This is a genomic window from Flavihumibacter sp. UBA7668 (genome assembly GCF_002483205.1).
Classification (GTDB): Bacteria; Bacteroidota; Bacteroidia; order Chitinophagales; family Chitinophagaceae; genus Flavihumibacter.
The window spans coordinates 835,386-853,280 of the sequence record NZ_DLHM01000005.1 but is presented as its reverse complement, the minus strand read 5'-3'; the positions used below and the strand labels follow the sequence as shown (position 1 = coordinate 853,280).

General features: G+C 38.8%; 18 protein-coding genes and 1 tRNA gene. 4 read left to right on the top strand and 15 right to left on the bottom strand.

Translation table 11 applies throughout. The features are described from left to right. Positions 1-308: 308 nt before the first annotated feature. The 4 genes from B2746_RS15750 to B2746_RS15735 form a co-directional block, all read right to left on the bottom strand. Entirely contained in the window at positions 309-1,565 is a 1,257-nt protein-coding gene (locus B2746_RS15750; RefSeq protein WP_290795817.1) for a type II toxin-antitoxin system HipA family toxin, read from the bottom strand. Positions 1,566-1,572: 7 nt separating this feature from the next. Continuing rightward, entirely contained in the window at positions 1,573-1,884 is a 312-nt protein-coding gene (locus B2746_RS15745) for a helix-turn-helix domain-containing protein (RefSeq protein ID WP_290795814.1), read from the bottom strand. A gap of 82 nt (positions 1,885-1,966) precedes the next feature. Further along, a complete protein-coding gene (locus tag B2746_RS15740) occupies positions 1,967-3,709 on the bottom strand; it encodes a PAS domain S-box protein (protein WP_290795812.1) in 1,743 nt (580 codons plus the stop codon). A 62-nt stretch (positions 3,710-3,771) separates the two neighbouring features. Further along, positions 3,772-4,089: a hypothetical protein gene (locus tag B2746_RS15735; protein WP_290795811.1), complete on the bottom strand. Its 318-nt coding sequence runs from the start codon at positions 4,087-4,089 to the stop codon at positions 3,772-3,774. Between the two features lie 261 nt (positions 4,090-4,350). On the opposite strand from B2746_RS15735, the gene B2746_RS15730 reads away from it, so the two are divergent. Further along, positions 4,351-4,815 (top strand): DUF3885 domain-containing protein, encoded by a 465-nt coding sequence (locus B2746_RS15730; RefSeq protein WP_290795809.1) that lies wholly within the window; start codon positions 4,351-4,353, stop codon positions 4,813-4,815. Positions 4,816-4,871: 56 nt separating this feature from the next. Continuing rightward, positions 4,872-5,324: a hypothetical protein gene (locus tag B2746_RS15725; protein WP_290795807.1), complete on the top strand. Its 453-nt coding sequence runs from the start codon at positions 4,872-4,874 to the stop codon at positions 5,322-5,324. A 791-nt stretch (positions 5,325-6,115) separates the two neighbouring features. Here B2746_RS15725 and hxsC read toward each other — a convergent pair. From hxsC to B2746_RS15700, 5 genes are all read right to left on the bottom strand, one after another. After that, a complete protein-coding gene (gene hxsC / locus B2746_RS15720; protein ID WP_290795805.1) occupies positions 6,116-7,246 on the bottom strand; it encodes a His-Xaa-Ser system radical SAM maturase HxsC in 1,131 nt (376 codons plus the stop codon). Further along, entirely contained in the window at positions 7,243-8,769 is a 1,527-nt protein-coding gene (hxsB, locus tag B2746_RS15715) for a His-Xaa-Ser system radical SAM maturase HxsB (RefSeq protein ID WP_290795803.1), read from the bottom strand. Before hxsB ends, hxsC begins: the two co-directional genes overlap by 4 nt. After that, the gene (gene hxsD, locus B2746_RS15710; protein WP_290795801.1) at positions 8,729-9,103 is read right to left on the bottom strand and encodes a His-Xaa-Ser system protein HxsD; all 375 of its coding nucleotides are present in this window, start codon (positions 9,101-9,103) and stop codon (positions 8,729-8,731) included. Before hxsD ends, hxsB begins: the two co-directional genes overlap by 41 nt. Positions 9,104-9,113: 10 nt before the next feature. Beyond that, positions 9,114-9,827: a peptidoglycan-binding domain-containing protein gene (locus B2746_RS15705; RefSeq protein ID WP_290795799.1), complete on the bottom strand. Its 714-nt coding sequence runs from the start codon at positions 9,825-9,827 to the stop codon at positions 9,114-9,116. A gap of 136 nt (positions 9,828-9,963) precedes the next feature. Beyond that, on the bottom strand, positions 9,964-10,470 hold the full coding sequence (locus tag B2746_RS15700; RefSeq protein WP_290795797.1) for a hypothetical protein: 507 nt from the start codon (positions 10,468-10,470) through the stop codon (positions 9,964-9,966). Between the two features lie 32 nt (positions 10,471-10,502). Here B2746_RS15700 and B2746_RS15695 point away from each other — a divergent pair, with 32 nt between their 5' ends. Then, positions 10,503-11,546 (top strand): helicase-related protein, encoded by a 1,044-nt coding sequence (locus B2746_RS15695; protein WP_290796192.1) that lies wholly within the window; start codon positions 10,503-10,505, stop codon positions 11,544-11,546. 15 nt (positions 11,547-11,561) lie between these two features. Beyond that, on the top strand, positions 11,562-12,302 hold the full coding sequence (locus tag B2746_RS15690; protein WP_290795795.1) for a hypothetical protein: 741 nt from the start codon (positions 11,562-11,564) through the stop codon (positions 12,300-12,302). Between the two features lie 90 nt (positions 12,303-12,392). Here the strand turns inward: B2746_RS15690 and B2746_RS15685 are convergent, their stop codons facing one another. From B2746_RS15685 to B2746_RS15660, 6 genes are all read right to left on the bottom strand, one after another. After that, complete coding sequence (locus B2746_RS15685) at positions 12,393-12,785, bottom strand: HipA N-terminal domain-containing protein (protein ID WP_290795792.1); 393 nt, start codon at positions 12,783-12,785, stop codon at positions 12,393-12,395. A gap of 16 nt (positions 12,786-12,801) precedes the next feature. After that, positions 12,802-13,866, bottom strand: a complete 1,065-nt coding sequence (locus B2746_RS15680) for a HipA domain-containing protein (protein ID WP_290795790.1) — start codon at positions 13,864-13,866, stop codon at positions 12,802-12,804. Between the two features lie 509 nt (positions 13,867-14,375). Then, positions 14,376-14,466: transfer RNA gene (locus B2746_RS15675), tRNA-Ser, on the bottom strand. A gap of 100 nt (positions 14,467-14,566) precedes the next feature. Then, complete coding sequence (gene dnaA, locus B2746_RS15670) at positions 14,567-16,000, bottom strand: chromosomal replication initiator protein DnaA (protein WP_290795788.1); 1,434 nt, start codon at positions 15,998-16,000, stop codon at positions 14,567-14,569. Positions 16,001-16,093: 93 nt separating this feature from the next. Beyond that, positions 16,094-17,032, bottom strand: a complete 939-nt coding sequence (locus B2746_RS15665; RefSeq protein WP_290795786.1) for a bifunctional metallophosphatase/5'-nucleotidase — start codon at positions 17,030-17,032, stop codon at positions 16,094-16,096. After that, positions 17,022-17,780, bottom strand: coding sequence for a 5'-nucleotidase C-terminal domain-containing protein (locus B2746_RS15660; protein ID WP_290795784.1), 759 nt, complete (start codon positions 17,778-17,780; stop codon positions 17,022-17,024). Before B2746_RS15660 ends, B2746_RS15665 begins: the two co-directional genes overlap by 11 nt. Between the last annotated feature and the right edge of the window lie 115 nt (positions 17,781-17,895).

Below are 17,895 nucleotides of genomic sequence, written 5' to 3'. Positions count from 1 at the left end.
ATTTTTTTTGCAATTATTCATCGAATAATGATTAACCCTTTAGATTAAAGTTACCATCAATTGGAAACTTTCTTGTGATCGCCTCGAGTTAACGGGCCCCAACCCATCTCCCTGTATGCCTAAAACTAGTTGCTTCTCAAGGGGATCAAACTTTGCTGACCCGCGGAAATCAGTGTACAAGGCTTTTAACTCCTGCTTAAAGACCCCTGAATATATAGCTGAAATGTGGCTGAACATGGTAGTGCTGACCCCGAAGACTGGCCAATTTCTAATGCTTTCATAACAGGGAGGTATTTTTACGAAAATAATTAAATGAATGCTCCTGACATCCTTTCTTGTTCTGCTTTAGAAATTTTATAAGCAGCCGCAACTTTCCTCCAATCTTTTATAACAGCGGTAACTTCTTTTATTATTTGTGAAGCCCTGTCTGGAGATAGGCGAAAATAATCCGCCACTTCCATCGCTAAACTTAAATCCAGCGAATTATCTGTCTCAGTAATAGTAAGATTTAATCCTTTACCATATTCATTGGGGTTAATGTCGTAAGCGGGTGAAAGCAGCCATCCTTTATCAGTGAGTAAAAAGCCGTGATTACGAAGGTGGTCGTCTGTATTTTTTACGCAGATACTAAATACAATTCTTCGCCATAATTCTTGTAAATCCTTTTCTACCGCTGCACCATGCCGTGAAATAAATTCCATTAGTTCAAGATAGCTTGCATTCGAAGCATCTTCTCCATCCATGTGACCAAGCAACGTCATTGCTGATGCAAAATGAATCCGTTCACCAGTTGTTGTTCTGTCAAAACGTTTTGTGAGGTAGGTGTGGTACTTGTTGTTAAACTGTAACAGCTTTCCTTCAGCTACATTTAATCCTGCTGTTATTGCCAACTTATTTGTTACCAATTCCCAAGCAGCTACATCTTTATCATCGTTCCTACTTGGAAATTTTGCAATCCATAAATTATGTTGTGCATCCATCACACTTGCTTTCGGTCTGGAACCGCCTAATGAAGAACCCGGGGCCATTAACATACTCAGCCATTTTAAATACTGCGGGTCATCTGTATCGTCTTCTTCAAATTTTAAACTTGCCTGTTCCAGTTCTCTTAACGATGTCCAGGGTGGGGCTGCCATTTCTTTATTATCATTTAAGAAAGAACCATTGTAATCTAATTTAAAACGCAATGCCCCCATTCTGTGCCCGTCATATACTCCCAATAAAAAATCTGATTCTAACAATTTTTTTGCTGTTCTGTCTTCCTGTTTTGCTATGGCAGCTTCCCTGCGCTGCATAAGAACTCTTCCCCACCTGTCTGGGCAGGAGTCTAAAAAAACACCGAAGTTGGGTTTATCATCTCTTGGATAATATGCTCCGGAATAGAATTGTAAATCAGGGTCAATCATTTGAGAGAACCCGGATTTTAACCAGGTATCCGCATATTCAAATGAAAAGGATTCCTTTCCTTTTGCCGGGGCTACCGACAACTTACCCATAAAGGATGGCTCATGTAAACCGAGCCAGTGTGCAAATACCTGAATTTCCTTTTTCGTGTTTGCTGCCATTGCTGTTTCATTTTTTGGGTGCCCTTTCTTTTACCGTAAGCTCCGCATCCTGTAATTTTCTGCCGAGCAAATCATCTGCTGCCACTTTCAATAAATCCTTTTCGAGGTTCAATACAAAAAGTACCTGAGCATAAGAACCTATAGCAACTCCAGGCATGCCCTTTTCAATGGAAAGCAGGGTTGGCCGGCTAATGTTTGCTCTTTCAGCAACCTGCTCTGCGCTTAGTTTACGGCGCAAACGGGCCAGCTTGATATTTTCCCCAATTTCAGTAAGAATTTTGCCGGCACTTGGTACTATTCCTGATTTATTATTATTCATAATGTAAATTATTCTTTACAAAGATAGTATTTTTTGTAAATTATTCTTTACATTATCATTTACAGACGATTCCAAGCTAAAATCAATATAACCTCATCCTTACCAACAACTCAAAGCCATTACCAGGCTCGGAATGAAGAACAACTTCCCCATCAAAAAGAGAAGCCCTGGTTTTGATATTCATCAGGCCGATGCCGGTGGTTTTTTTGGACAGGTCCACTCCTATTCCATCATCCATTATCTTAAGCACCAGTTGCTCCTGCTCCTGAACTAGTTTCAGTAACACGGTGGAAGCCTTCGCGTATTTAAGAATATTATTGAATTGCTCCTGAATGATACGATAGGTTGTCAGCCGAAGTTTTTCAGAAAGTTTCGTTTCGTCCAGCCCCCTTATGTCCAGCTTGATTTGCAGGCCGGTGGCACCTGCCGTATTGATGACCAGTTTATCGATTGCTTCTTTCAGGGTTGTTTTTTCCACAAAAGGAGTAATCATGGAATGAGACAATTTACGAATCTCTTCAATGGCAGACATAATCAGTTTATTCGTTTCCTGCAGGTAGGAATAGCCCGTTTTAGAAATGTCTTTTTCTTCTACCATGGTCAGAAACAGTCTGCTGCTAACTAATATCTGCTGGATATTATCATGCAGTTCACGGCCTATTTCCTGTCGTTCATTTTCTTCTGCTGTAATTACAGCATCGGTAATCTCCTGTTGTTTGATTAATCGTTCGCGATCCAGCTGAATGGATAACTGTTTTTTCTCCGTAACATCATTCATCGCCCCCACCATGCGAATCGGTTTCCCTTTTTCATCCCGGATCACCACCCCTCTGTCAATTACATCGGCAAAGGAGCCGTCGGATTTTTGGTAGCGATATTCAGCCACCCAGTTGGATTGATCCACTTTATCCAGCGCGCCATAAATACTTTCTAATACCCATTCCTGATCTTCGGGATGAATATGATTCGACCAGGATTCGAGGGTTGGTGTAATTTTCTCAATTTGGTAGCCAAAAAGAATTTTAAATCCAGCCCCCCAGTAGAGGGTATTCTCTATGATATTCCAATCCCATATTGCATCATGTGTAGCTTCGGTTACTTTTTCGAAGCGTTCATTCGACTGTTTGAGTTGGAGATCGGCTTCTTTTCGCTGGGTAATGTCCTTGAAGTTAACTGAGAGTCCGTTAGGAGAAGGATATACCGTTAGTTCAAGCCAGATCTGCATCGGCTTGTAAAACTCTTCAAAGGTAAGGTGCTCCTTTGTTTCCAGGGCTCTGTGGTATTGGTGATAAATAGCCGTATCAACAGCTTCCGGATATTCTTCCCAAAGATTTTTTCCGATAAGGTCCACTCTTTTCTTTCCTAAAATCCGTTCGGTTTCTTTGTTACAATAGGTGATTACCCAGTCTTTATTAACATAAAAAAAAGCATCGCCAATACTTTCCAGGATATCAATTTTTTCCTGGTGGGCTTTTTCCAATTGTACAGCTGCCATCTTTCGTTCATCGATGTTTTTAAAGTAGGCGGATATGCCACCATTAGAGGGATAAGCGTTTATTTCGTACCATTTCCCATCTCCGGGGAAATAATATTCAAAGGACTCCTTTTTTTTGGTACGGGCAACTTTTTGATAAATTTTGCGAATAGGAGTATGGACGCTTGCCGGAAATAATTCCCAGATATTTTTACCCAATACTTCATCTGCCCTTTTCAGGAGTAGGTTTTCAGCTTCTTTATTGAAGTAGGTGAAGTTCCAGTTGTTATCAAGCGCGTAAAAGGCATCGGAGATACTTTCCAGGATTTCCCGGATCTGAAGTTCCAGCATTTTGGAAGCATGAATATCCTGAAAGCTACCATAGATGCGCCGGCATTCTCCCTGAACCAGCTCTACATTTCCAATTGCCCGAACCCAGCGTTCCTTTTTTTTTTGGTAATAATGACAGCTTCATAATCAAAGGCCGCTCCTGATGTAAAACATGCTTCCAAAACGTCTTTGACCATTGGTCTAAAATCTTCCCGATAAAAATTAATGGAATTTTCTACATCCGGTTGAAAAGTTTTCGGATTGGTTTCGTGGAGTTGGTGTACCATGGCCGACCAGCAAATCTTATTCGTTACCAGATCAAATTCCCAACTACCAATTCTGGCCAGTTGTAATGCCTGTTGGTATAAATAACTGTTGAAGTCATCTCTCTCCTCTTTCATTTTCATTCGTTTGTCCCGGTGGCTAAATTCCTTTCAAAAAAAGCGCAATAGGGTAGGTACGGATACTGGATTAAAAAAAGGCCTGATTCCTAACAAATGTACAGCATTTGGACCTCCTGCCTGAGTTTTAGTTAAACAACGAGTGCATTTATAAGGGAAACCCATTAGCATTCAGGACAATTAATTCTACAGATTGAAAATCAGTACATTACAGCAAAGAATTATAAATTGGGAAAAAAAGCAACATAAACACGTTTAAGTATGCATAGTATCCGCCACGAATTAGAAAATTACCTGACAAAAAATTACCCTGACACGCATATTGAAACTGAACATACATTCGGTGGAAAAATAACCATCCGAATCAATACTTCTGAAGAAGAAACGGTGGAAACTAACCAAAGAATTAGTCAGGCCGTCAGTCGCGCTACCCTCATCTGGAACAAAATGTTTGGTAAAAACCAAACCCCCTTGTGGATTATTTCCTATAAATACGATGGCGAACAACTTATTGAAACCAACGACGAATACTACGAAAAGATTGGTGCCGCCATATCAATAGGAAAATTTACAATCGAAAAAATAAATATCGAAAATATACTTACCGGCATAGCGAACCGAGATAATGGGATTGACCCCAAAATAGGTCAAAGTGTTTATTTCTTAGATGCTGAAAACAATACGGGGTTTCACATGAACGACGATAGATATATGATTCACATTTAAATTGGATTTCCGACCATACCAAGGAAGACATTGAAGAAATTTTTAAATAAAATACAATGAATTTATACCCCATTCAGAAGAACAAATACAGCGCCATTTTCTTTCAATCGCTCGCGGTTAAAGCAATTTTTGTACTAGCATCCTACCTTTTATTAAATAACGGGCTGGTGTTTATCAATACTGTTCCTGTATCCAGATTCACGTTACATATTCTCATTGGAATGGTTGCCCTTGCCTGGATACACACGGGTTACCAGAAAAAGCAGCTATCTAAAATCAAATCAATAGAAGATTTTGATGTAAGAATCAATGAATATGAAAAGTTCTACAAATTCAGACTGATCTGGTTCCTATTCTCCTGTTTTATTTCCTGCTCGATTGCTCTATTTACTGCCAGACACCTCTTTATAGGATACGCAATAGTTGATATTCTGATATCACTCCCATTTTATCCCAACCTCCCCCTCTTCAAAAGAGAACTAAACAATTCAGAAATACTATTATGTTAATATCACAATCAAGGGAGGTATTAAATAACCTGAAAACCATCAGTATTTACTTTGAAAAGCATATACAGAGTCATGAAATTTTCAGATTCGAATTTGAAACCTCCCAAAAAATTAATAAGGTATTAGAGGAAAATGAAAATCTGAAAAAAACAGACGTAATTGAGGTCCTGTCTATATTTAACGCTATAGAAAAAGTGGAACATTACGATGGCAGCGGATGGATAAACTACCAAATTTGTTTAACTCATTATTTATGGCTAAATGGTTTTAGCACGGTGTATGAAAATAGAGAATTACGCTTGGTAGATTGAACCCACTGAAGATGTATTTCTTACATCGCCATATATATATATAGCCTTCTAATTATAAGGAGTACCAATATTAAAATAATGACAAGAAAAATAAAAAGCGATCCGCCACTTATACTATAAATATCAAACAAAAAACAAAGGAATAAAAAAAACATATAACTGCCCCCAAAAATGGCAATAGGAACAGTTAAGAGTATTGAAAAACGGAATTTGTAAACAAATAAATGTACAGCAATAAACAAGAAATAATTCAAACACAATACAACACCAAAATATTGATACGATAAACTTTTACTATTATATGAACTGGAAAACTCAACATTACTACAGATACATGTCCAACTAATAAGAACAATTACATACAACGCATAAAATAAATATAATCTATCTCTTCATATCATTATTTAAAAAGTATATAATTCCACAACATCATTTTCGAACTATTTAAATCTATTGCTCATTAGCAATTATAAAACCAATTTAAATAAATGGTGTTATGTTATTGCTGTGAAATTTTAAAGAAGATGCGAAAAATCCACCACATTCGTCTTGCATCGAACATGAATCACAAATGGGCAGATAAATATTTTTCCAGTCCGAAATTGATCTTTTGTAAAATGGCCAAAGTTCTTTAGGGGTTAAACAAAGCTGACTATTGTATAATGATATCTGCATTCCCATATCTGCAAGAAAAAGCATGGCATCAGAAAGTTCTTCTGCATAATCTTTGGGATCTATCCACAACTTATCTATGTTATGCGGCGTGTATCCCTGATATTCCAACCCCATGAATGCAACATGCTCAACAAAAGGCAAATTTCTGTAAATAAACCGAGCCAACTTTTTTAATCTGGGAATAGTTAGTTTATGTAATACTATTCTAATTTCTATTCGCCGATTAAATCGAGCCAATTGATATAACCCCAACAATGTCTGATCAAACGCTCCTTTCGCCTGCACAACATAATCATGAACAAGATAAGAATCAGCGTAAAGCGGAATACCCAACACAAGATTACCCCCTATTGCGTCATTCAATTTATAGGTAAAATCGGGCCATGCAAAAGATCGTCCATTTGTTAAGCAATGAATATTTGCTAAAGGTAATTCAGAACTTATGAGGATAAGCAATTCAAAAAATAAATTACCAAGCAAGGTTGGTTCACCACCAGTTATTCCTAAATCGGTACAATCTTTAGGAATCAAAGGAATAACTCTTTTGTAGAGCTGGGCCAAATGGGAATCTTCTTTGTCGCGAGGAGGTTGCGAACACATAAGGCAATTGCTATTACATCTTTCTGTAAACAACAGAAAATTATGCTGAGATCTGACACGATATAGTGTATTTATTATACCATCAGAATGTATCGCGACAATATCTCCTTCTTCCAGATGATCAAAATCAGGAACTTCATACACGGAAGGATAGTCAAATTGTTCATCCAATGGCCAGGTAGTTATTATAGCATCAAAATTTGCAATAACTGAAGCGTCCAGCCGATCACTAACTAACAAAACAGTACTTTCACTTTTTTGTAACGGATCGAATGTTACCCTGGCAACAATTGAATTGTCAATACAACATGCAACGCCTTTTGTTTTTAGTTTCATGCGTGTGTACCAGTTATCCAGTTTCTAAAAATCCTCTCCATTCGTTTATCCTGCATGAGGTCGAATAAATAATCGAAAAGCGCCATATTACGATGGCAAAATACGCTGGTCGGCCGATGTCCAATCATATCACCCTGGGTAGCATGATGAAGAACAGGATCGGCCCCGCAATAGGGCTGATAAGCGCAATCTGAACATCCAGGTAGTGACTCATTTAATAAAGCTTCACTATATGCTTTTGACTGTGATCCATAAAATATATCATTATATTCATGAGTATCCAAAGAACCTAATCTAAACGTATAATCATTCATCTCAGCCAGCATACGTGATTCATCACTGGCATAAATTTCACCGTTATAATTAAACACAATAACACTACTAATCATTCCTGCGGGCGATTGCAGATCAACATATCCTACCGGGAACGGAGTTACCATCTTTTTTAAAAGAATTGTAGCATAATCTTCCCTGAAAAAATGACCATTCAGATTATACTCGATAATCCGGTTTAAAGCTTTTTTATAAAACTCAACAAAAGCTTCAGACTCATAATAATTTTTAGTATTGTTCTTAACTGCAAAGCCATATGGACTAATAGGACGGAGAAAAATACTTTTAAAACCAAGATTGAAATACTCGTCCACAATTTCAACCGGATATTGTAAGGAAAGTGAACTGGTTGTCAGCAATGCGGAAACAGCATCTTCACCCAATACTTCACGTGCCCGGAATATTCCACTTAGCGCAAGTTCATAGCTATTCTTTCCAGGGCGATGCCGATTTTTATTATGAACATAAGAAGGACCATCAAGACTGGTAGAGATAAGTATATTATATTCTTTACAGAATTCAAGAATTTCTTCAGTAAGGGGTACCAGGTTACTACAAATTACAAAAGTCAAAATTTTATTCTTATCCTCGGCCCTTTGTTTTGCTAATTGTACAGCAAATTTTATTTTTTCAAATGCCAACAATGATTCTCCACCCTGAAACTCCATTGTCAGGTGTTGAGCGGGTGACATCAGCATCATCTCAATTCCTTTTATGATATGCTGTTCATTCATATCGTATAAATGTTTATCAGCACTCACTCTGGAAACCTGGCAATAGTGGCAGCTATGATCACATCTCAAACTAATAACAAAGATGTGCAGAGAGGTAAAACTATCCAGAAATGACTTTTTTGTTCTATATCGGGTTGAAATAAGATCAATTAAGGATGGTACAGGCTTTTCACTAATAAAGAAGTTTGCTAACAAATCATGATAAACTTCTGCATCCAATACTTTTGAAAGCCTTCTGTTAACCAGCTTATCAACTACACCGTTATCAACAAGCAGATAATCACCCCAATCATTTACTAGCAATTCTCTATTGTTCGCGATACGTCTAAAACGAAATGGCAATAAATGATACAGCTCATTACCTGTATCAAAATCAGAAAAGTCTTTAAACTTACGCGTAAATCTCTCTTTATCACTATTTAGTATCATTGCTAAGTTTGTGTGGATCAAAGCCAATCGGATCACTTACCAAACTTTCCGGAATTATCTCATCATCAAAATGAGAAAAGGCTTTCGCTATAATCAGTTCCCTTATTGTTTTTGTTTCTTTTTGTATTTGTTCACGCAGATAATAATCAATCAGACTTTTATTTATCCTGATTCTAATTTCATTTTTTTCATCCTCCTTAAATGGCACATTTAGTGGTGATATTTTTACATTTATCCCATTTACAGCGTCAATAATCTCAATATCATACTTACCAGTAAACCAATAAAGGCACTTATGAACAACTTGCATGTTATACTGGGAAGGAACAAATATTTCTATGCAATTATTATAGACATCCATATAAATCGATTTATTTAGTGAAAATTGAATCCCAGGTTTGCTTATCAACCTTTCCATTTGGCTCCAGTTCATTGGCTTGTTGAAACTTCTTTACTGCCATTTCAGTTTTATCGCCAAAATAATTAGTTACAATAATATCATACCCCAGAGCAAATAATTTATTTTGCAACCTAAGCACATCATCTCCTTTACATCCTTTATATAATATTCGTTGGAAGTACACCACTCCATTTGTTCCTGTAGATGGTGAGCTCAGCGGCAGAATATTCGAATCTGTAGACTGATAAATCCGTCGGCTTGGAGCAGGTGATGGAGATGATTTAATTGTACGCCTATTAGAAGAAGAGGAAGACGAAGAACTGGATGAGGATGAGGAAGTGGATCCGGATGAAGGCGTTACCGTAGTTGTGCTACGACGTAAAGAAGGCGAAGAAGAATAATGCGAAGAATGTGAAGAATGCGATCTGTGGGAGGAATGGGAACGGTGGGAACTATGGGACCGGTGTTGGGCAATCAGGTCAAAATGGCCATCTGCTGCCATTTTTAGTACAAGCTTAGGCTTAACTGGTAAAGTTCCCTTTATTGTAGACTGGCCTTCAGATAAATCAGGTAAATGAATTGGCTCTTTCGCCTCTGCACCAGATAAAGATGCCAGAGAGGCAGCTATAACAGCCATAACCCTCTGAGACAATAAATACAATCCCATTCGAGTTTTGTTATTCATACGATTAAGGTTTAGAGTAAGAAATCCAAAATGGGCAGGATATTACAAAATGCAGATTTATTTTGAAAAAACAAAATATAATAGCTCTATTTAATCTAAAAGCCTAAAAATCAGCTTAATTGGTTCAGCATTCCTCCTATTCCAATATAGAGCCATCAGAAAATATAATTTTTTCAGGTGTCCAAATTGCCTTTATGTCTTTCAGGTCTTTGCTTCGCAACCGCGTGTCTTCGTCCATAAACTGGTTATAATCGGTTGAATATGACTTCTTAAGTATTTTTCCCGCAGGAATTCTATCGTCTTCAACAATATTGATTTCCTTGATTTTAGTATCAAACAAATCTGTAATTAGCATTGAACCTTTAATTGCCCTGATATCCTTCTCCGATTTATTTTCGAAAGCCACTTCATACGTCAGGTAGGCTTCCCAGTCTCCTTTATAATATCCTTTATCATATAATGCAACCGTTAAAACTTTAGCAAACAATTGTCGTTGTTGCTCTTTCTCCAGGGCTGCTTTCTCAGCTAATACTTTTGCTTCAGCCTGTTCCTTCTCAGCTTTAGCTCTAAGCGCTTTGGCATTATCCAGAATTTCCTGATAGGTTTTATTATCGAGTTTATCACCCAACATCCTGGCTCTCATTAGATACATGGCAATATAGGCAAACCGATAAGATCAAGCAGATGTTGTTCCCTTCCGACATTTTACTCACCACACCAGAATCCCTGGAAGCAATCTTGCTGCGTAGGGCAAACTGGACAGACGTATTTGCAAGCCTGGAAATAATAGTAATCGATGAAGCCCACTATTTTGCTTTAACAGAAAGAGGCTCGCACCTGGTTAGTTTAATGGAGAGACTGACATCTCCGCTTACCCAAGCGGTTCAGCGGATTGCCATTACAGCTACCATTGGAAATCCGGAAGAATTAATGCGCTGGTTACAACCGCACAGAACCGGAGTAGCCATCAAAGTAATCAGTAAGCGGCAGAAGGAAAAAGATTTTCAGATTCAATTCTTTCCGGATGATGGGAAAGGAATGGATATTGCCTTGTACAAGGAATTGATAAATCATAAATCGATCGTGTTTTCCCGTTCCAGATACTTTACGGAGGCATTGGCAGGGAAAATGAATGAGATCAATGAAGTGAATGGGAACAAGGTGCCGCTAAAAGTACGGACCCACCATTCTTCCGTCAGCAAATACATGCGTGAAGAGGCAGAAAAATTAATAAAAATTGAAAAAGGGGAAGATGATTTAAATGCGATACTATCCACCTCCACGCTGGAATTGGGAATTGATATAGGCGAACTGGATAAAGTAATTCAGATTGAGGGATTGGCCAGTGCAGGCTCCTTTCTGCAACGGGTGGGCAGAACAGGCAGAAGGGATGGGAAGCCACAATATTTTCGGGGACTATGCAGTGATGAAAAAGATCTCCTGCTTCTTACAGCATCTGTTAGTTTGGGCAAAAAGGGAATTTCAGAAAATGTGTTATTTCCCCGAAAAGCGTTCCATATACTGGCACATCAGGTTATCTGTTTAACCCTCCAGAAACAGGGCATACAAGCGGATACCTGCTGGCATATACTGAAAAACGCTTATTGCTTCTCCTCCATATCCAGGTTAGAATTTGATGAATTAATTGCCAGCATGCTGGAGAAAGACTATCTGAGAAAAGCAGGTGCAGATTTATTGGTAACCGGAGATCAAACCTAAACGGAGTTTCTTAGAATGAACTACCGGCGACTGTTTGCGATATTTGACAGTGCCCCCATGTATGAAGTGGTAAACGGGAAAAATATTATAGGCACGCTGGATACCTCTTTTGCCAAGACATTAAAAGTACCCTTTGTCTTTATTTTAGGAGGAAAAGAATGGCTGGCAACGGAGATTGATCATGAAATGCAGCGAATTAAAGCAGTATATAATAAATCAGGCATAGCACCCAAATGGGAAACCTTTCATGGCACGGATGTGCCCTTTGAAGTAGCACAGGAAGTTGGCCGGATTTTACATACGCAGGAAGACCTGGACTATCTAAACAAACCTGCCAAACTGATACTACAGCATTTCCGGAACAGTGTTTCCGAAATCAACTGGCAGACGGGTAAATGGCTCATCGAGGATTCAGAAGAAGGGCTAAGCAGCGTTCTATGGACCTATTGTGGTGATAAAATAAACCGCGCTATTGCTAAAATGGCACTTGTTCTGGAAGGTGTTGAATTAAAAGCCAGCTATCAAAATCTATCAATTGATAAACATAACTCAAAGGAAGCATTTGACTGGAAGCAATTCATTGAAAAATTAAAAAACTATTCAGCGGAAGAAATGACTGACCAGGCAAAACATCATATTAAAGCATCCTGGTTTTCCAAATTTAGCCCCTGCCTTCGTGAAGATACCGCCAGAATAACCCTTATTGAGAGGTCAATGGATTATCATGGGGCCTTTCGCGAAATGCAGAAAAATTAATATTCGTGATTGAAATAATAAATGTAGCCAAGTAATGAATAAGAAATAACGCAAAGACGTTTGAAAATTATTAAGTATAGTTGTATTTATTTATCCAACGATCAATTCATAAGGATTTGCAATTGTCTTATGACCAAAACGCTTTAATAATTCCACTTCATCGTTTTTGTCAATTTTCTCTTTTTGTAAAATTTCTTGAACAACTGGCTGCTTTAAGCCAGGAATACGAATTCGAAAAAAAGGCCACAATTCTTCACTTTTATAGACTTTATTTAATTCTGGAAATCCAATTATTCGATTGTAATCTGAGTGTTTTTGAAACTCTTCAGTGTATTCAAAATACCACTCACCATGCCTCGAACATAGATAGCCAATTTTAAGATTATCAACTGATAATAAAAAGCGGGTATCCTTATCTTTTGGCAATGGTAATATAATATCATCTTGTTCTTTGTTGAACCAAGATTTCAGTTTTTTTAACATACCATATCTACTTTTACTAGTTTCTGATTTTTTGAAAACGTTTTCGAACAATTATAGATAGTAATTCCTGTCTTTCGGTTGTAAACATAGGATAAAACTCACCTCTTAGCATATTTAGTACTTTATATTCATTTTTTTCAGATGTCAAGTCTCTAACAATTTCATCATAATCAGCATTAAAACGTCTAATAAAATCGATTAGTTCAAAATGATTAGCCTTATTGTTACTTTCAATACTGATACGTGGTGACGCTTCCTCTATATAATTTACAACTTTATTACCAAATTTGGGATTCTCCAGTTGAATGTATTTTAAATAAGAATTTAAATTATCCTTAATATTTAAGTCACTCATATTCCATAACATCCCCCTTGCAGAATCGTAAAGGGGTGCAAAGGTAGGTAATTTAGTTGTCTTTTTTTTCGTATCAATTACTCCCCAATTATAAAAGTGTCGATCATTATTCCCGGTCAGTCCGTCAAAAACAATCATTTTAACTAATTCTTTAAGTAATTCTTCAAAGCAATTAGGGTATACTGAGCGGATAGCATCTCGTATAAATTCGAAAGTGAATAAATCCCTTGCGGAAGTTTTATCAATTGCTATTTCCCTAGCCATTATCATATCTCCCAAATGTTCACCACAAATCTCAGCTCCATGTATTAGTTTCTCATCCTCTTTTAAAAAATATCGGCTTAAAAACCGGATTTGCCCATTAGCACGCACTAACCTGATTTCATTCATATGCAATCCCAATTCTTCACCTACTCGATTCATCATAAATTCAGTTACGGATTCGTGGGGGTACCATTTTTCAGCTGTCTTTGCAATAAAGCCCGGCCATGAACGTCGACTACACTTTCGGGTAGTAGAATTCTTTTCATAAAAATAAGCTTTGATAAATTGTTTTGGCGCATCACCATCAAGCGTGTAATCCTTAACATAGTAATCTCTTTCCTTAAGTAAAGGAATTGAAGCTTTGTTAGCTAATTTACCAGAATTATTGATAGATTTTTCTACTCTCAAATTTCCCATAGCAAATTTGTTAAAGGCATGTCCAGGTTTTTGATTTTTAGTCATTATAATACTAGTATTTCATATATTTTTTCTCATCTTCAAATTAAAAGAAAATAAAATAGTAATAGCATTTGATATAGAATACCCATAATATAAAAACTCCCCAAATAATAAAGCACAATGAAGTTATTATTTAAATATTCAACTTTTTTTCATTCAGATAACGGACAATTTTACCCCTTTGTTCCGACTCAAGCTGTCTATACGAAAAAATATAGAAGAGATATTGAAGCTGTAGACTTGTCTTTTAAAAACTGTAATCGAGATGCTACCAAAACCAATCGCATAAGAGCAGATCAAACATAATCTATAGTTGGTAGTAACGAGAAAATGAACTTCTTGAAAAAACGGGGAAAATACCCCCCAACAGGAACACAAGACAATTTGGATCAACTCCAGGAAGCTACGATGAAGTTAGGATGAAGCTTGGATGAAGTAATGATAATCCCGCGCAATGAAGAATTGCCCACCCGGCACAAAAAAACGCAGCCTGTTATAGACTGCGTTCCTTGCGGTGAGGGAGGGATTCGAACCCTCGGTACAGGTTTAAGCCCGTACAACGGTTTAGCAAACCGGCCCTTTCGGCCACTCAGGCACCTCACCTACCGATCCCCGAATCTCATTCAGGGAGCGCAAAAATAAGTATTTACAGGGTTCCCACCCAAAAATTTCAATTGTTTTTTCCAGAGGAAAACCTACCCCCTTATAAGGCGGCCAACTGCACTTTCTGCTGCAATTCCATCACATTCTCCCGGAATATGGTATCCGTATCCATCAGATCCTTCACCGTTTGGCAACTGTGAATTACCGTGGTATGATCCCGACCCCCAAAATGCTCGCCAATGGTTTTTAAAGAGTTTTTGGTAAAGGACTTGGCCAGGTACATCGTTATCTGACGCGCCTGCACAATCTCCCGCTTCCGGGTCTTCTGCAATAATTTATCGTAGGGAACATCGAAATAATCACATACCATCTTCTGAATGGCTTCAATGGTTATTTCCTTGGAAGAGGTCTTCACAAAGTTACGGAGTACTTTCTTGGCCAAATCGAGGTCAATTTCCCTACGGTTAAGCGAAGACTGTGCCAAAAGTGAAATCAAGGCCCCCTCCAGCTCCCGCACATTGCTGTTGATATTATAAGCCAGGTACTTAACTACCTCCCGCGGCATATCCAGCCCGTCATTCTTCATCTTCCGCTCCAATATCTCTATCCGGGTTTCATAATCAGGCACCTGCAGGTCAGCACTCAGGCCCCAGCGGAACCGGCTCAGCAATCGCTCCTGTACCCCTTCCAGGTCTTTCGGCGCCTTGTCAGAAGTCAGAATCAACTGCTTGCCACTCTGGTGCAAATGATTGAAGATGGCAAAAAACGCATCCTGCGATTTCTCTGCCCGGTTAAAGAACTGTACATCATCTATGATCAATACATCTATCAACTGATAAAAATGAATAAAATCATTGATGGCATTGTTCCGGCTATGATCTACAAACTGGTTGATGAATTTCTCTGAACTCACATACAAGACCACTTTGTTCTGATTCAGGCGCTTTACCTCATTACCAATGGCCTGGGCCAGATGCGTTTTACCCAAACCCACACCGCCATATATAACGAGTGGATTAAAAGAGTTGGCACCCGGTTTCTCTGCCACGGTTTTACCCGCACGGCGTGCCACCCGGTTGCTGTCGCCCTCTACATAGGCATCAAATGTATAAATAGGATTGAGCTGTGGATCGATCTGCATTTTCTTCAAACCCGGAATCACAAAGGGATTCTTAACCGGATTGTTGATGACCAGTGGAAAATCCATTTCATTATTGGAATAAGTCTTGTACCCGTGTGCAGGTACATCCATCGTTAATGGCTTGTTCTTATGATTTCCACTGTCTACCATGATACGATATTCCAACTGTGCGTCTTTTCCCAATACCCTGCGCAATGTTTTTGCCAACAGGTTTACGTAATGCTCTTCAAGATACTCATAAAAAAATTGACTGGGCACCTGAATCACGAGTACGGTTTGCTTGAGTTCAACGGGTTTGATTGGTTCGAACCAGGTTTTGAAATGCTGCCACTCCACGATATCCTTGATGATCTCCAGACAACTATTCCAGACTGTATCTAAGGTTTTGGTCATTTGTGAACGTGAAGTTTTTTTGTTAGTAGTACGTTGATAAAAAATTAACGCAGGGGGACGAATATCAAATTTTTTCGTTGAAAAAAAAATTTTTTACTCACTTGTTTTTTTCCCAATAATAACACTGCGAGATGCCTCCAAATTTTTCTTCTTATTTCGCTGAAACCCAAAGTCCATGCGGCCTAGAAGGATTCCTGCCCACCCCACCTGATTAACTATTACATCCGAACCAAATTTATTTTTATACACAACAGGTGCATCTAAAAACGTATGTGTATGTCCACCTATTATAACATCTATATGCTCCGATTCCCGTGCCAAAATTTCATCACTGACTTTATTGGCTTCCCGGTACTTATAGCCCAGATGCGATAAACATACCACCAGATCGCAGCCCGCTTTGCGTTTCAGGAATTCTGCCTGCCTGCTGGCCTCCACTACCGGATCTAAATATTTTGTATTTCCAGCCAGGTTGTCAGGCACCAGTCCCTTCAACTCTATACCAACACCTGTTAGTCCGATTTTTAATTTGCCTTTCTTAATTATATGATAAGGCCTTGCTTTTCCTTCCATCACCGTATTCGTAAAATCATAGTTAGCTATCACTACCGGAAAATTCACCAGTTGCAGTTGTGTTGCGAAATTTTCCAGTCCCGCATCAAAATCATGGTTTCCCATGGTAACGGCTTCATATCCCATGGCTGCCATCGCTTTCATCTCCGGTTCTCCCTTGTAAAAATTAAAATAGGGCGTGCCCTGAAAGATATCTCCTGCATCTACCAGCAAAACATGTTCCGTTGTTGCACGAATGGATTTAATGATTTCTGCTCTTGCTGCCACACCACCCAATCCCTGGTTGCGGCTTCCATCCATCGGAAAGGGATCGAGCCGGCTGTGTACATCGTTGGTATGCAGGATGGTGAGTTGATTTACCGGATTATCTTCCATCCATTCCTGCCCTATTACCCGCTGTGTTAGCAGCGCGCCTGTTGCCAGTGAGGCCGATTGTAAAAATTTTCTTCTATTGAGCATACCGTACTCTGTTTTCGATTTGCGCATTAATTTTTTTTCCCGCTGCCGTGATAGATTGAAAATAATGCAGGAAGGCATCCCGCACCAATACACCCTTATTTTGTTGCGGAATGGGAGTTAGCATGTCGCAATCATCCCCTCCATTGGCTATATAATCAGAATTGGCCACTATATAGTTGGCGGATGGATCCAATGGTTTTCCGCCTACCAGCACATCCACGGCTTTTTTATCTTTTATAGTGAATTGCACACCGGCACTCGGCCATCCCCCTCTTTCTGCTATACGATTCAATAATTGCTGCAACACGCTTCCTTTTAATTCCTGGATGATCAGCAGATTATCAAAGGGCATTATTTCATATACTTTTCCAATAGTGATGGGTCCCGCTGGTAATTGCGATGTTCTCACTCCTCCATAGTTTACAAAAGCGGCATCCACCGGTACACCAAATGCTTTGGAAGCTTCCACCTGCATGGCATCGGCCAGCAGATTATTGAGGGTTCCTTCAGGTAATTTTTTCTCAAGCTCCCGCTCCAGTTCGCCAACTACAATATTCATACTGTGGTTCACACTGTCTGAATAGGGTTTCAGCAGTTGTTCCAGGTTTTTGTCTTTTGGAGATTCAGTGGTAATGCGGACTTTATCGTATTGTACGGTAGCCGGACTATAAGAGCCTGTACAGGCAATTGCGGTACAGATGGTCAACAGACCTATTATTCGTATGGACGCAGACGAAAACATGGACATAAAGCGATGACTTAAGATACAACTTTATTGAAGTGCTTGTACCCCAATAAAGGGGTGCAAATATAAATGAAGTGTTTTTACGCGCCGGTTAAATTTAGAGCACCTAATTTTGTGC